This is a genomic window from uncultured Victivallis sp. (assembly GCA_944389935.1).
In the GTDB taxonomy this organism is placed as follows: Bacteria; Verrucomicrobiota; Lentisphaeria; order Victivallales; family Victivallaceae; genus Victivallis.
Map to the genome: position 1 here is coordinate 69,938 of CALXOE010000004.1, position 15,009 is coordinate 84,946.

Annotated in this window: 12 protein-coding genes; 5 read left to right on the forward strand and 7 right to left on the reverse strand. The window is 60.3% G+C overall.

Annotated elements, in window-relative coordinates:
* The first annotated feature begins 22 nt into the window (after positions 1-22).
* Positions 23-2,176: a DUF2079 domain-containing protein gene (locus tag Q0J85_RS02400; protein ID WP_294477916.1), complete on the forward strand. Its 2,154-nt coding sequence runs from the start codon at positions 23-25 to the stop codon at positions 2,174-2,176.
* A 195-nt stretch (positions 2,177-2,371) separates the two neighbouring features.
* Here Q0J85_RS02400 and Q0J85_RS02405 read toward each other — a convergent pair whose 3' ends face one another.
* The 4 genes from Q0J85_RS02405 to rtcR form a co-directional block, all read right to left on the reverse strand.
* Positions 2,372-4,126: an L-fucose isomerase gene (locus tag Q0J85_RS02405; RefSeq protein ID WP_294477918.1), complete on the reverse strand. Its 1,755-nt coding sequence runs from the start codon at positions 4,124-4,126 to the stop codon at positions 2,372-2,374.
* Positions 4,127-4,278: 152 nt separating this feature from the next.
* Positions 4,279-5,106 (reverse strand): hypothetical protein, encoded by an 828-nt coding sequence (locus Q0J85_RS02410; protein WP_294477920.1) that lies wholly within the window; start codon positions 5,104-5,106, stop codon positions 4,279-4,281.
* A 213-nt stretch (positions 5,107-5,319) separates the two neighbouring features.
* Entirely contained in the window at positions 5,320-7,119 is a 1,800-nt protein-coding gene (locus tag Q0J85_RS02415; protein ID WP_294477922.1) for an SEL1-like repeat protein, read from the reverse strand.
* 85 nt (positions 7,120-7,204) lie between these two features.
* Entirely contained in the window at positions 7,205-8,575 is a 1,371-nt protein-coding gene (gene rtcR, locus Q0J85_RS02420) for an RNA repair transcriptional activator RtcR (RefSeq protein WP_294477923.1), read from the reverse strand.
* On the opposite strand from rtcR, the gene Q0J85_RS02425 reads away from it, so the two are divergent.
* The 4 genes from Q0J85_RS02425 to Q0J85_RS02440 all read left to right on the forward strand — a co-directional run bounded on the left by Q0J85_RS02425 (position 8,501) and on the right by Q0J85_RS02440 (position 11,062).
* Entirely contained in the window at positions 8,501-9,430 is a 930-nt protein-coding gene (locus tag Q0J85_RS02425) for an RtcB family protein (protein ID WP_294477925.1), read from the forward strand. The two genes, rtcR and Q0J85_RS02425, sit on opposite strands and share 75 nt — an antisense overlap.
* Positions 9,431-9,621: 191 nt before the next feature.
* The gene (locus Q0J85_RS02430; protein WP_294477928.1) at positions 9,622-9,864 is read left to right on the forward strand and encodes a hypothetical protein; all 243 of its coding nucleotides are present in this window, start codon (positions 9,622-9,624) and stop codon (positions 9,862-9,864) included.
* Positions 9,865-9,941: 77 nt separating this feature from the next.
* Positions 9,942-10,436, forward strand: a complete 495-nt coding sequence (locus Q0J85_RS02435) for a flavodoxin domain-containing protein (RefSeq protein ID WP_294477930.1) — start codon at positions 9,942-9,944, stop codon at positions 10,434-10,436.
* Complete coding sequence (locus Q0J85_RS02440) at positions 10,433-11,062, forward strand: DUF6624 domain-containing protein (protein WP_294477932.1); 630 nt, start codon at positions 10,433-10,435, stop codon at positions 11,060-11,062. Before Q0J85_RS02435 ends, Q0J85_RS02440 begins: the two co-directional genes overlap by 4 nt.
* 120 nt (positions 11,063-11,182) lie before the next feature.
* Here the strand turns inward: Q0J85_RS02440 and dinB are convergent, their stop codons facing one another.
* From dinB to Q0J85_RS02455, 3 genes are read right to left on the reverse strand one after another with little or no spacing between them, the layout of a single operon-like run.
* Entirely contained in the window at positions 11,183-12,256 is a 1,074-nt protein-coding gene (gene dinB, locus Q0J85_RS02445; protein ID WP_294477934.1) for a DNA polymerase IV, read from the reverse strand.
* On the reverse strand, positions 12,249-12,620 hold the full coding sequence (locus tag Q0J85_RS02450; protein ID WP_294477935.1) for a hypothetical protein: 372 nt from the start codon (positions 12,618-12,620) through the stop codon (positions 12,249-12,251). The genes dinB and Q0J85_RS02450 overlap by 8 nt, the downstream gene beginning before the upstream one ends.
* On the reverse strand, positions 12,617-14,878 hold the full coding sequence (locus Q0J85_RS02455; protein ID WP_294477937.1) for a hypothetical protein: 2,262 nt from the start codon (positions 14,876-14,878) through the stop codon (positions 12,617-12,619). Before Q0J85_RS02455 ends, Q0J85_RS02450 begins: the two co-directional genes overlap by 4 nt.
* Positions 14,879-15,009: the final 131 nt, after the last annotated feature.

The window sequence follows — 15,009 nt, forward strand, 5'->3', positions numbered from 1 at the left end:
TGCGCCACGGAGGAAGCGGACTTTGAGCAGATTCGGCAAAACCGGAGTCGTCGCGATTCTCCTGGCGGAAACGGCTGCCGCGGCCGTGGCGATTCGCTATTTTGTCTGGAGTCTCGCCGTTTATGACCCGATTTACCGGGTACTTTACCACCGGCCGGTTCCGGTCTGGGGGACGATTCTGGCGGCAGCGGCGGCATTTCTTCTGCTGATCGCACTGCCGTTCCGGAACGGAGGCGCGGAGGAGCTCCGGCGCAGCGCCGAAGAGTGGATTCCGCTCATCGGAGCGGGAGTGTTGCTGCTGATTCCGGTCAGTTCGACCGTGTTGCCTCTTCTTGCCGCGACGGGCTTCACCCTCTGGGGATTTTACCGTCACGGTGCAGGAGTCGCGTCTTGTCCGGCTTCCGCGGGGGAGCGTCGTCCCGCTCTCTCGTCGAGGGGCGGATTGATCTTTTCGCTTCTCCTGGCGGCGGCAGGCTGTCTCTGGGGATTTCACATGCAGAAATGCGCTTATGAGCGCTTCTTTCTCTACTATTCCGACTGGGGGATTTACGCGGAACACTATTTGAAACTCGCGTTTTCCGGAACCGCGACGCTGCATGACTGGCTTGTGGCGGGAGGACACTGGAATGGAGCGGTGACTCTGTTGATGACGGCCGCACTCCGTCTCTTTCCCGCTCCGGAAACCGTATTTCTTCTGAACAGCGCCATGATCTATTCGGCCGTTCCGCTGATCTATCTGCTGGGCAGAGAGTTGAAGCTGCCTCCCGCTGCGGCGGCGGCATTTTCCGTTTTATTTTTCTTCACTCCGGTCGTGAGCAATCAATCGTTGTCGCTGTTTTACGGATTTCATCCGATCAATCTGCTGCCAAGTTGTTTTCTGCTTTTCTTCCTGTTCCGGGAGCAGAAGCGACATCTGGCGGCAGTGCTGATCGCACTTCTCACGCTCTGCATTCAGGAGACGGCGACGATATTCTGGTTCGGTTATGCACTTGTGCTCGCGGCGGAGCGGAAGTTTCTGCGGGCATTTTTGCTCGCCGGTGCGATGGTGCTGCTCTTCTACTGCCTCAGCCACTGGGTGATCCCGGCGGAAGCGGCGGCCTCGGGAGAAAATTACACGCAGATGTTCCATTACACCCAGCTCGGAAACACGCCTCTGGAGGTGCTGCTTTCGCCGATTCTCCGCCCCGGAGCGTTCTGGCGTACCCTGCTGGCGCCGAACAATCTGGAATTTGTACTGTTTCTGACTTTACCGTTCCTCTTTTTTCTGCGTCGCTCTCCGAAGTTGCTGCTTGCGGGGCTGCCGCTGCTGGCCGGAGTCTGCCTGCAATCGAGCCGCGATCTGCAGAACACGGTTCTGCAGTATGGAGTCGAGTTGAACTGCCTGACAGTGACGGCGGCGGTTTTCGGGGCGGGAAAGCTGTTTGCAGCGAAAGACCGACGCCGGTTGTTCGGTGCGTTTGCCGCAGCGATTTTCGGAGTTTTCGCACTTTATCTGCTGACCGGCAGGAGCGCCATTCTCGGGAAGTATCCTTTTTCCGTCATTGCCGAACGACCGGAGAGCGGCGAGGTCATCGATTATCTGAAATCCTCCCTGCCGCCCGGCGTGACGGTGCACGCCACGCAACGTCTGCGGGCGCAGCTGCTGTTCGATCATCCGACCCGCGCACCGGAGGAGCCGGCCGAACCCGGAGCATTTTATCTGCTGGAAGCACAACCGGGAGCGGAGAGTGAGCGGATTCACAAAACACTTCAGGAGAATCCGGCGGTGGCCCCGGTCACGTTTGCGAACTGGTACGGGTACGAATTCGTCGTATTCCGCAACCTGCCGTCTCCCGTTCCGCCTCCACCTCTGCCGTTCCTGCTGGATATGCCGGAAAAAGAGTATGAAAAAATCGGAATCCCGCTCAAGTTCGATTCAGAAGCATTCTCCGTGCGACTGCAGATGACTGAGCGTGCACTGCGTTTTCTCTTCCGGCTCGAGCGGAAAACCGGAGGAGAGTATCGGTTTTTGATCCGCCTCGCTGCCGGGGAAAGTCAGTTTGCCAAATTGATCACATTCGCCCACGGTCTCAGATCCGTCTCCCGGGTCGAACCGGGCACCGTGTTTCTGGTGGAAATCCCGTTTGACACCAATGCCGGACAACTTGCAGTCGACATCCGGGAAGAACGCCGCTGAACTCGCAACGCAACTGCGGACCATACAGAAAAGAGCCTGCCGGAATGTAGTTGCAGTCGGCTGTATCGTCGCGGTTGCGGTTTCGGATTATGCGGAAACGAGCCTCACCGCAAAGCGCAATCTCTGCGATGAGGCTTGACTCCGGGAAAGACCGGGAAGAGGAGAGAATTCCCCCTCCCCGATCGTCGCGCAAAATCAGCGGTAGAGCGGTCCGAAGTTCGCGCAGGCGCGGTAGTCGGCGCCCTCCTTGTCCATGCCGAACGCATTCCACGCCGCCGGGCGGAAGATCTTCTCCTCCGGGACGTTGTGCATGCAGACCGGAATGCGCAGCATCGACGCGAGCGTGATGAGATCCGCCCCGATGTGTCCGTAGTTGAACGCGCCGTGGTTCGCGCCCCAGTTCGCCATGACGCTGTACACATCCTTGAACGCGCCCTTGCCGGTCAGGTTCGGAACAAACCAGGTGGTCGGCCAGCCCGGATCGGTGCGGTCGTCGATAATCTTATGGACATTTTCCGGCAGTTCGTACGTGTAGCCCTCGGCGATCTGCAGCACGGGGCCGAGTCCTTTCACGCGGTTCAGGCGCGACATGGTGATCGGCATGCCGCCTTTCGACAGGAAACGACTTGAGAAACCGCCGCCGCGGAAGTAACCGAGGTTCGCCGGAACCCAGGAAGTCGCATCGAGACACGCCTCCGCTTCGGCTTCGGAGAGTTCCCAGAACGGCTTCATCGCCGGCCGGCCGCCGGCCGTCGCGCAGCCGGTCGCGTCCATCGTGGTCGCTCCGGAATTGATGAGGTGAATCAGCCCCGGCACTTCAAGATCGTAACCGGTCGCTTTCTTCACAGCCTCGGGGCTCCAGTGGGTGCGCACATCGCTGAACCCGGAGGCGCTGTTCGAGAGCAGGTGACCGAAGAGCATCGCCGTGCCGTTGAGCGCATCGTTTTCGGTTGCGAGGACGAACGCCTCGCGGATACCGTTCCAGTCGAACGAGGAGTTCAGAATCGTCTCCATGAAATCTCCGTTCGGCATGTGGTCGGTCCACTGCCGCTGCCCCTGGAAACCGCCCGCGATCGCATTGTGCCCCTCGGCTTCCTCCCGGAAACCTTTCTCGGCGAGTTTCGGATTTCCAACCATGAGGTCGCGACCGATCATCGCCATCTTGACGACGTACTCCCAGACCTGTTCCTGCTGTTCGGGGGTCTTGCCGTTCGCGCCGTTGTAGACATCACGATACTGTCTGCAATGGGCTTTCGTCCAGGCCAGGGCGCGCTCAAACTCCTCTTCATCATAGATCTTCTCGTTCACGCGGCGGATGAATTCACACATGTCGACCGATTCGCAGCGCATGTTGAGGTACTCTTCAAAGAAGTCCGGCTCGACGATCGAACCGGCGATGCCCATCGCGACGCTGCCCATCGAGAGGTAGGATTTTCCGCGCATCATGCCGACCGCGACGGCGGCCCGGGCGAAACGGAGGATTTTCTCGCGCACATCATCGGGGATCGAAGTGTCAGTGGCATCCTGCACGTCGCGCCCGTAGATGCCGAACGCGGGGAGCCCTTTCTGCGCATGGGCGGCGAGCACCGCCGCAAGATAGACCGCGCCGGGACGCTCTGTGCCGTTGAATCCCCAGACCGCTTTCTGGGTCAGGGGGTCCATATCCATCGTCTCGGAGCCGTAGCACCAGCACGGGGTGACGGTCAGCGTGGCGGTGACGTTTTCGTGCGCGAACTTCGCTGCGCAGGCGGCGGCCTCGTTCACGCCGCCGATGGTCGTATCGGCGATCACGCACTCGACCGGTTTGCCGTTCGGATATTTCAGGGTTCCAATGAGTTCCGCAGCGGCTTTCGCCATGTTCATCGTCTGGACTTCGAGCGATTCACGGATTCCCTTGCGGCGCCCGTCGATTGCCGGGCGGATCCCGATTTTCGGCATCACATTGACCATTTTCCACCTCTTTTGTCTGGTTGCGGGATAAAAGTGTATACAGTTATAATAAACGTCAAAACAGCAAAATCAACATCCGGAACGAAAAAAATTCGATTTTTTCGCGCACCGGGTGTTTTTTTTTCAAGAAACCGGCTTGCGGCGGGGAAACGTTATTTCACGGATTTCCCGCTCAGATCGAAATACGTGAGGGCGGTCTGCCGTCCCTGTACGTCGTAGGCAGCAGTCCATCCGGCACAGCCTGCGGAATGGAGACACGGCTTCCCGTCGAGTCCGAAGAATTCACGCCGGACCAGGCGGCCCGCCGCGTCATACGAGTCGCGGAATCCTGCCACCTTTTCCACGGTCAAAATCGGCGAGTGCCCGTCGAGCCCGAAATAGGAGGTTCGGACGGGACAGTTGCTCCCGTCATATTCGACCGTCCACCCGGCGGCGCCGTTTACCGCGAGACACGGTTTCCCCGTGGTGTCGAAGAACGCTTTCCCGGCGAGGCGCCCTTTCTCATCATAGGAATTCCGATACTCGGCAACCCCCTCCCGACTCATCATCAAAGAGTTGCCGTCTTTGTCCAGACAGGCGTTCCGCGTCTGGAATCCGTTGCTGTCGTACTCGGCCTCCCAACCGGCGATGCCATTGGCCGCGTAGCACGGCTTCCTGTCAACGCCGAAAAAGAGAGAGCGGACCGGAAAGCCGCGGGAGTCGTAGGAATTCCGGATCTCGGCCACACCCTCTTTGCTCAACATCAACGACTTGCCGTCAGTGGACAGATACGAGATCCGAGTCTGCTGCCCCCGGTCGTTGTAATCGGCCTCCCATCCCGCCACGCCGGAGTAGTCAAAACAGGGCCTGCCGTCCGGACCGATGAACATTCTCCGAACGATGCGGCCTCGGGAGTCGACCCGTTCCCGGAATCCGGCCACCCCCGTCTGAAGTCTCTGCGCGGGAGTCAGATTGACCTGCCGCTCGACCGCTTCCGCCATGATCTCCTCCGCAAAACATGGAGTTCCGGCACAGAGCGACAGCACAAGCAAGGCCGTCGCACCGGGAAGCCACCTCCGGAAACCATACAAAAAATACGGAGTGCAAGATGATTGATTTCTCTTACCGACAACGAATTCCGACGTTTTCATTCTGCCGTCTCCTGTTTTGGAAGAGTTTGAATACCTGCTTCGATGCTGCTTCCTTTGCTCTTTTCAGAGCTGTGCCAAAACCTCCTTCGCCGATTCGCTGCCCTGCCCGGCGGCCTTGCGCAGCCACTTGACCGCTTCCGCACAATCGAACGGGACTCCATTGCCGTTGAGATACAGGATACCGAGCACCTCCTGTGCATCGGCATATCCCTGTTCCGCAGCAAGACGATACCATCTTGCCGCCTCGGCAGCGTTCTCCGGGACCCCCTGGCCATGCAGGTACATGGTACCCAGATTGTACCGGGCCGCGGCATAGCCCTGAGCCGCAGACCGGCGATACCACGCTTCCGCCTCCAGATAACTCTGCTTGACACCTTTCCCTTCGGCATACAGCACACCGAGATTGCATTGCGCCTCGGAATTGCCCTGCTCCGCAGCAAGACGATACCATTTCGCCGCCTCCGTGAAATCCGTCTTTCCATCCATTCCGAAATGATATGCGAGTCCGAGATTGCATTGTGCCGACGCATCGCCCTGTTCCGCCGCAAGGCGATACCAGTTCAACGCTTCTGTGACATTCCGTTCAACCCCGTTCCCGTAAAAATACAACTCCCCGAGAGCGAGCTGCGCCGGGACTTCTCCCTGTTCCGCCGCAAGACGGAACCATTTGACCGCCTCTGCGTCATCCGTTTCAACGCCCTCCCCGTTCGCGTAAGCGACACCGAGATTGTATTGCGCGGTCGGGTGGCCCAGCTCCGCAGACAGGCGAAACCACTTCACTGCCTCCGAAAAACTCTGTTCCACGCCGTCTCCGGAGATATACGCCATACCGAGCCGATATTGCGCTCCGGCGTTCCCCTGTTCCGCAGCACGTCGATACCACTTCGCCGCTTCCGCGAAACTCTGTTCCACACCATCCCCGTTCGCGTAAGATGCACCGAGATTGCATTGCGCCTGCGCATTGCCCTTCTCTGCCGAAAGCCGATACCACTTCGCCGCCTCCACGAGACTCTGTTCCACGCCATCCCCGTTCGCGTAAGCCAAACCGAGACCACACTGACCGCCGGAATGCCCCTGCTCCGCAGACAGGCGAAACCATTTGACCGCTTCCGAGTAATCCTGTTTCACCCCTTTTCCCCAGGAATGCAACCTGCCAAGACAAAATTGGGCCTCGGAATCGCCCTGTTCCGCTGCCAATCGATACCACTTCACAGCTTCGGGGAGATCCTGCGCCATCCCCTGACCGTATTCCCGCATTCTGCCGAGATTGCGCCGGGCGGGGGCGTTTCCCTGCTCCGCAGCAAGATGATACCATTTCGCCGCCTCCGCAAAACTCTGTTCCACGCCGTCGCCGTTCGCATAAGCGACCCCGAGGCTGCACTGTGCCCGGGCATTTCCCTGCTCTGCCGCAAGACGGAACCATTTCACCGCTTCCACAAAACTCTTCCCGACTCCCTCGCCATACCAATAAGCGTTGCCGAGATTCAGTTGACCGCCCGGATCCCCCTGCTCCGCCGCAAGACGGAACCATTTCACCGCCTCCGTGAAACTCTGTTCCACGCCGTCGCCGTTCGCGTAAGCCACTCCGAGATTGCACTGGGCACGGGGATTTCCCTGCTCCGCCGCAAGACAGAACCATTTCACCGCTTCGGCGAAATCCTGTTTGACTCCTGAGCCGTCGATATACGCCGTTCCGAGCCGGTTCTGCGCGTCGGCATCGCCCTGCTCCGCTGCAATGCGGTCTTTCTGAACCGTCTCACACTGCTCCATCTCTTTTTCCGCGCCCCATAATAGTCCTGTGCCGTCGTAGAACAGCATCATACCCAGACCGAATGCGAACAGCGAGGGCATCTTGTTTCTCATCCGAACGTTCTCCAACGCTGCACTTTTCAGAGAAAAATAGCATCCTCGCGAAGTAATTGCAAGCCGGGCCGGAAAAAAACTCCGGCTACGGCTCCATCCGGGCGAGACTCCGGAATTCGAGACCGAAGCGGGCGAGGTATTTGCTCAGCCGGTCCGTGTCGTTCGCGGAACTCTTCCCGCGACGAGAGACCGCAAACAGCCTGCGCCCCGCTTCCGCCATCGTTTTCGACCGGCGGCAGATTTCGACGACCGTTTTCAGCCGGGCGAGCTCAAAGAGGTCGAATTTTTCCGCGTAATCCTCCCCCAGCAGCGCGGCGAGTTCCGCGTCGTCCCCGCCGGAACTCCGGGCCGCGGCGGAGGAGCGCCCGATCTCCGCCCGCACGGTCTCAAGGTCGATCCGGCCGTCGGGCGCGAGTGTCGCCATGCGCGTCACCATCGCGTTCAACTCCCGGAAGTTGCCGCTCCACGGATGGGAAGAGCCGAGCGCGAATTCCAGGAATCTCACCCGCGCTTCCTTGTTGAAAGTCACGTGTTTGCCGCTCTTTTCGGAGAAGCGGTTCAACTCGTAATCGAGATTCGGCTCGATATCCTCGCGCCGCTCCGCGAGCCCCGGCAGTTCAAAGCTCCACAGGTCAATGCGCGCAAGCAGGTCGGCGCGGAAACGGCCCGCCGCCACCTCCGTGCGCAACTCCCGGTTCGTCCCGCAGATCAGCTGAAACGAGCTCGACTCCTCCCGGTCGGATCCGAGCGGCAGAAAGCTCTTCTCCTCGACCGCCCGCAGCAGCATCGCCTGCTCATCAAGCCCGAGCTCCCCGATTTCGTCGAGAAACAGGATTCCGCCGTCGGCGCTTTTCAGCAGCCCGGGGCGGTCCGCGACCGCTCCGGTGAACGCTCCTTTCCGGTGGCCGAAGAGCGCGCTCATCGCCTGATCTCCCCGCAGCGTCGCGCAGTTCACGTCGACGAACGCCCCTTTGATCTGCCCGTTCTGTTTTTTCAGTTCGTAGATCCGCCGCGCAAGCTGGGACTTTCCTGCGCCGGTCGGACCGGAGAGCAGAATCGGATCTCCGGAACGGATCGCGACGCGCTCGATCGTTTCGATGAGCGCATTGAATCGCGCGTTCCGCGTCGCGATACCCGACTTCAGGAATTCAAGACCGCTGCGCCGTTCCGACGCAAACCGCTTCGCAATCAGATCATAACGCGAGAGGTCGAGATCGATCACCGTGCAGGAACCGCGGGCGGGATTCCGGCGGGAGGGCTGGGTCTGCACGAGTTTTCCCGGCAGATGGCGCGACTCGGTCAGCAGAAAGAGGCAGATCTGTGCAACGTGCGTGCCGGTGGTGATGTGGATGAAGCAGTCGTTCTCCTCCGGGTTGAAGTCGTGCGAACGGCTGAAGTCGTAGAGTTTCGCGTAGACCTCCTCGAAATCCCACGGATCGGCGAGGGAGTTTCGCACGACCGGCCGCAGAATTGGGAGGGGTTTGAATCGTATCTTGAAGAGTACGGGAAGACGGCGGATTTCGCGAATACTCTCGACCGCCGCAACCTCGGGACGCTCGGCGGCGGAAACCATTTCATCGAAATCCAGAAATCCGACGCCGGGAAAGTCTGGCTCATGATCCACTCCGGCAGCCGCAACCTCGGGAAACGGATCGAGGAGTTTTATCACAATAAGGCAAGGAAACTCAATGAGCGTTACCACGTGAAACTCGCCGATCCCGAACTGGCGTTTCTGCCGATCCAGGAGGAGGCGGGGCACAACTACTTCCGCGACATGCTCTTCGCACTGCGCTATGCCCGGGAAAACCGCCGCAGGATGATGAATATCATGAAATCGACGTTTCTGGAATTCGTTCCGGAAACCGCTTTCCTGCGCGAGATCGACATCCACCACAACTACGCGGCGTTCGAGGAGCACTTCGGTGAAAAGCTCTGCATCCACCGCAAAGGCGCGACCAGTGCAAAGTCCGGAGAGCTCGGCATCATCCCGGGCTCGATGGGAACGGCGAGCTACATCGTGCGCGGACTCGGGAATCCCGAATCGTTCATGAGCTGCTCTCACGGGGCGGGCCGCCGCATGAGCCGCATCGCCGCCTGTACCGGCCTCAGCGCGGAGGAGTGCGACCGCGCGATGGCCGGCATCGTCTGCGAACGGTGGAAACCGTACCGGAAACACGGGAAAGCGAAAGGCGTGCTCGATCTCTCCGAAGCACCGCAGGCGTACAAGGCGATCGACGAGGTGATCGCTGCCGAACTCGATCTCATCGAGCCGCAGGTCCGCCTGACGCCGCTGGCGGTGCTCAAGGGCTGACGCCCCGGCCGGTCCGGGCCGCGGACCGGGAGAGGATGTTCCAAGCACCTCCCCCGGTCCGTTTTTCTCTCCCCGAAATCGCCGGAAAGAGGAGATCCCATTTCTTTCGTTTTCCCGTTTCCGGCCAGCGATTTATAAAATTCATACTACCACAGACCGAATCCAAAATAAAAAATGATCTTTTCCGGTGATTGCGAGGGCAAGAATTCCGGAAAAACGCGGGGGACGCGCCCGGGCGGGACGGGCAAGGCGCAGCATGCTGCCGCAGCGGCCTCGGCACGGGAGCGGGGGTCGAGACACTGTTCTCCGAGGTCGAGCGTGTGTTCGGGACACTCGACGCGGCCGTCTACAATCCGGGCTGGGACCCGGGCCATGTCCCGATGGAGAAACCGGGAAACTCGCGCTCGCTCAAAAGCAGATTCCACAATCGATGAACACTTTTCTCCTTTGCTTTTTCGCGAAAATGTGGTACACTATACAACACGAAGCGGAATCAAAGGAGAAAGTCATCATGAAAATTTCCATTCTCTACTTCAGCCAGACCGGCAACACCCGCACCATGGCGGAGATCGTTGCGGAGGGAGCGCGCGCCGTGCCCGGCGTCGAAGTCGGTCTCTTCCCGCTCGATGCGATCGACAAGGAGTTTCTCGACGCGAGCAAGGCGGTCTTTTTCGGCACGCCGACCTACCTGGCCAGCACCTGCTGGCAGTGGAAGAAGTGGTTCGACGAACCCGCCCCCTGTCCGCTCGGCGGCAAACTCGGAGCGGTCTTCGCCACGGCGAATTTCGCGCAGGGCGGTGCGGACATTGCGCTCCAGACGCTGCTCTGTCATATGCTGGTCAAGGGGATGCTGGTCTATTCGGGAGGCGGCGCCTGCGGTTCGCCCTACACGCACCTCGGAGCAGTCGCGCTGCGGGAGAATTTCGAGGAGAGCAAAGCGCTGTTCCGCATCTTCGGGGAGCGTGTCGCACGCAAGGCGCTGGAGCTCTTTCCGGAGGGGAAATGAGCGATCCTGCACCGAAAGGGGAAACGGTTGCGGCGCGTCTTGTCGCGCTCCGCGACCACGATGAGGAAATGCGCCGCCATCTGCTCAAAGCGGGGCGGCTTTTCGAGGGATACTGCCCCGAGATGGAACAAGTTCATCTCGAAAATGCGGCGGAACTGGAGAAAATCATCGCAGAATTCGGCTATCCCTCCGTCTCGAAAGTCGGGAGCGAAGCGGCCGATGCGGCGTGGCTCGTGATCCAGCACGCGATCAGCCGTCCGGAATTCATGCGCCGGATGCTGAAAATCCTGCAAAAGCTCCCCGCTGGTGAAATCGATCCACGCAACCTCGCCCGCCTCGAGGACCGTATCCGCATGTACGAGGGGCTGCCGCAGCGGTACGGCACGCAGTTCGACTGGGATGACGACGGAAAACTCTCCCCCGTGCTGCACGATCCGGTTGCCGAGGTCGACCGCCGCCGCCGCGAACTCGGCATGGAGTCGCTCGCGGAGGCGACCGAACACTTCCGGAAAAATCAGGAGTTCACACCGGACCCGGCGTTTCTCGAACGCCATCGACAGGGATATCGCGAATGGCTTATCCGGACCGGCTGGCGACATCGCGCGACGGATGGCACACTGAAGTGACGTACGGGCGACACCATCCGCAGCACTGCCCCGATGGCGGGAAAACCCGATGAAACGCGAGGTTTCGGCTGCGCACCGGTTTGCTTTCTCCACCGCGTCGCGGCGACCTGAGCGGAGAGCTCACGGAAACGGAAGCAGAAGCTGCTCATACCCCGGCTCGATCTCCGGTCCGACGAAATTCCCGACCGTGACGCCGAGCAGCCGGATCGGCCGCGTTGTCCATTCCGTCTTCGCGGCCAGTCCAATCGCAATCTCACCGATCTCAGCCCCGTCACAAACCGGAGCATGCGCCGAAAATGACCGCGTTACCGTTTCAAAATTGCCATAACGAACTTTGATCGTCACCGTCTTGCCCGCGAGATTCTTCGCCTGAAGCCGGTGCGCAACGCGGTGCGCGAGCTGCCGCAGCATGATCCGGAGCGCGCGCAGATCCGTGCAATCCTCGGCGAGCGTGATCTCGTGTCCGACCGACTTCGGCTCCTCCTCAACCTCCACGGGCCGGTTGTCGATTCCGCGCACAATGTTGTAATAGAAGAGCCCCGTCTTGCCGAAAAGCGCCTGCAGTGTCGAGGCGTCGAGCTGCCGGAGATCGTGCCCGGTCCGGATGTTCATGCCGGTCAGCTTCGCGGCGGAAACCCGGCCGATCCCGTGAAACTTCCCCACCGGAAGCGTGTCGAGATAGGCCAGCGCCTTTTCCGGGGGAATCACCGTGAGACCGGCGGGCTTGCGCGCGTCCGACGCGATCTTCGCAAGAAACTTGTTGAATGAGACTCCCGCCGACGCGGTCAGACCGGTCACTGCGAAGATCTCCTGCTGAATCGCACGCGCAAGTTTCGTCGCGCTCGCTTCGCCGAACCGGTTCTCCGTCACGTCGAGATACGCCTCATCGATCGAAACCGGTTCGACCAGGTCGGTGTAACGGTGAAAAATCTCCCGGATCTTCGCGGATTCGCGCCGGTATTTCTTCATATCCACGTCGAGCAGCACCGCCTGCGGACAGAGCCGCAATGCGGTTTTCATCGGCATCGCGGAGTGCAGCCCGAACACGCGGGCTTCGTATGAACACGTGGAGACCACGCCGCGCCGCTCGGGTGATCCGCCGACCACCACCGGCCGTCCGCGCAGTTCCGGCCGGTCGCGCTGTTCGATCGACGCGAAGAACGCATCCATGTCGATGTGGATGATCTTACGCACGCTCCGCCTCCATCCGGAGAATCACAAAGCGGCACTCCCCGGCCTCAAGCCGGAACTCCGCCCGGCCGCCCGGAGCGATGTAGCACCCCGTCAAAAGTTCACGCCCGGGCGTCTCACAGCCGAACACGACACCGTCGCGCGCAAAGAACGCCGCAAACCGTTCGTCCCCGACCCACTCCACCTGCGCCGGCAGAGCGGCGGGAGGGACGCCACGGCCACTTCCCGAAAGAGTCGCAAGTGTCCGGAGCGCCCGCGCCGCGGCTCCCGGCAGCCGGGAACACGCCGCCTCAAGCGCGGCGGCGTCGCCCGCAAGCAGCGCGTGCGCGGCACACATCCAGGCGCTCTGTTCCGGCGGGGAACTCATGCGAGCAGATCCGCCTCGCCGTTGGAGACCACGAGGAAACACGGCGGCATGTTCTTAAGTTCACGCTCGATCAGATAGTGGTTCACGCGCTGTCTGCGCTCGTCACGCGCATTGTAATCCGGAAATTCTATAAATACCAGTTCCGCGTTGAATGAGAAACGCGGCAGAACCACGTGCAGTTTCGTCCCCGGCGCAATACGGACGATCTCCGCCGGAATCCGGGCCCGTTCGAGCATTTGCCGGATTCGTTTCTCCTCCGCTTTCGAGTCCATCAGGAAGATGCGCAATACACTCTTGCGCCAGTTCCGGTCGAGCTGCACGAGATATGCGAGAATCGTGATGAGCGATCCCCCTTTCTGGCTCTGCCACCAGATGTCGATCGTACCGCCGTCGAACCGCTTCGGCGCCGAAGCATCCGACCCGTTCGCCAGCAGCAGCGCACTGCGGTTGAAGTCGTTCACGATCATCTGCAGATGCGTGAAAAACGGCCGAACCCGCTCTTTCTGGTGCGGCCACCCCATCATGATGATGTTCGGCCGGATCGGATCGAGTGAATGGCTCTGCAGCACCGTGTGCAACGCCACATCGAATTCCGGCGCGACGACCACAGTCGGAAACACCTGCCACTCGCGTTCACGGCAGAGTTCGCGCAGAGCGCGCAGCCGCTTCGTGCGCAATTCTCCGAATTCGAGGCATCCGGGCAGTTCGATGATCTGAATCATGCTCAGGATGCCGCGGTGCTGGCTGAACAGCAGCGCGTACTCGACGAGATCACTCCGTTTCTCCGGCTCTTCGACCAGAACTGCGATGGTCGGACGCCAATTCTTCGGGTGAAGCGGCAACCGCGGCAGCTGCAGCAGCATCGAACGAATCCGCGAATAGAGAAATCCGCGCCGCGCATCTCCATACTCCATCTCGAGATTCCGGTATTTCGACCAGAAGTAGAGTCCGCCGATGATCACGATCGCCGCCACCGAGAGCCAGAGGTCGATCAGAAACGCCGCGATCGAACAGGCCACCGCCCCGTAAACCGCCACCGTCCAGTGAAAGAAACGGAAACGCGGCCGAAACGACGGATTCGCCCCGTGCGACTCCACGAACGCCGCAATGTTGATGATCGCATAGGTGAAGAGGAAGAAGAGCGATACGAGTTCGCTCATGAGATTGATCGGCGAATGCTCCACATCCGATTCGCTGCGCCCGAGCATCCCCGCCCAGAGCAGGATCGGCAGCACGATGAGAATCACCACCACAATCGCGCGGCGGGGCTCATTCTGCGGCCCGACCCCCTTGCGGAAGACCCGGATTCCCGGCAACACATTGTCCACGCCGAGGCTCTGCAGCACGCGCGGCGCACCGAGCATCCAGCCGAGCGCGGTCGAGAGCGTCGCCGCCTGCACGCCCGCCAGCACCATGAACCAGAGCCCCCAGAGCGCGTTTGAAGTCAGAATCTGGTACGGTGTACGGATCATCTCCTCACGCGGGAAAGAGCCTGCCGCGATGAAGATCTGCACGAAATAGAGTGCCACCGCCGTTCCGAGTGCTGCGAGCGTTCCGCGCGGGATCGACCGGTGCGGCTCTTTCAGGTCGCCGGACATGTTCACGCCCGCCATGATACCCGTCACCGCCGGGAAGAAGATCGCGAAAAGCGGAATCATCGAAACCACTCCCTCCGCAGGTCCGAGATTCGACACGAAATTCTCCAGAGAAAAGTTTCCGATCGGTCCGAGCAGAAAGACCATCACCGAGATCCCGAGCACCGCCATGATGACATATTGTACCCGGATCGCCCAGTCCGCTCCTTTCCAGACGAAAAACGCCAGTATGCCGCCGAGCGACAGATTCAGCAGCGGGAAATAAGGGCGCAGCTCCGGCCACTGCGTCACCAGCGACTCCGACGCGCCAAGGATGTTGAACGGAATCGCCAGTGACTGCGAAACGAAAAGCGTCAACCCGATCGACGTGCCGAACGACGGTCCGAGCACGCGGCTGATGAGGTAATAGGCCCCTCCCCCGCGCACCTCGGTGTTCGTCGCGATGGCCGCGATCGACAGCGTCGTCGCCAGCGAAATGCTCGCTCCGACGCCGAGGATGATGAGCGTATTCACGAACCCCGCGCTGCCGAGCACGAAGTTCGTGCGCATGTACATCACCAGCCCGAGAATCGTGAGCAGTGCGGGCGTATAGACGCCCCCGAATGTCCCGAAATTATACCCGCCGGAATTGACTGCTTCCGCACCGGAATTTTTCCTCTCCATCGGAAAACCCTCCCCCTGTCGTTCACAGAATATAGATTTTATTAAAGATAGCCGCGCATAAGTTTTTTTCAACCCGGAATGTTATTTTTCGGTTTGGTTTCTTGTATTTTCGGAATTTCGGGAGAATATTA

Excerpts from the sequence above, each read along its gene's own strand:
- Q0J85_RS02405 (WP_294477918.1), bottom strand. The coding sequence starts at position 4,126 with ATGGTCAATGTGATGCCGAAAATCGGGATCCGCCCGGCAATCGACGGG.
- Q0J85_RS02410 (WP_294477920.1), bottom strand. The coding sequence starts at position 5,106 with ATGGCGGAAGCGGTCGAGCGGCAGGTCAATCTGACTCCCGCGCAGAGA.
- Q0J85_RS02450 (WP_294477935.1), bottom strand. The coding sequence starts at position 12,620 with ATGAGTTCCCCGCCGGAACAGAGCGCCTGGATGTGTGCCGCGCACGCG.
- Q0J85_RS02415 (WP_294477922.1), bottom strand. The coding sequence starts at position 7,119 with ATGAGAAACAAGATGCCCTCGCTGTTCGCATTCGGTCTGGGTATGATG.
- Q0J85_RS02455 (WP_294477937.1), bottom strand. The coding sequence starts at position 14,878 with ATGGAGAGGAAAAATTCCGGTGCGGAAGCAGTCAATTCCGGCGGGTAT.
- Q0J85_RS02440 (WP_294477932.1), top strand. The coding sequence starts at position 10,433 with ATGAGCGATCCTGCACCGAAAGGGGAAACGGTTGCGGCGCGTCTTGTC.
- Q0J85_RS02435 (WP_294477930.1), top strand. The coding sequence starts at position 9,942 with ATGAAAATTTCCATTCTCTACTTCAGCCAGACCGGCAACACCCGCACC.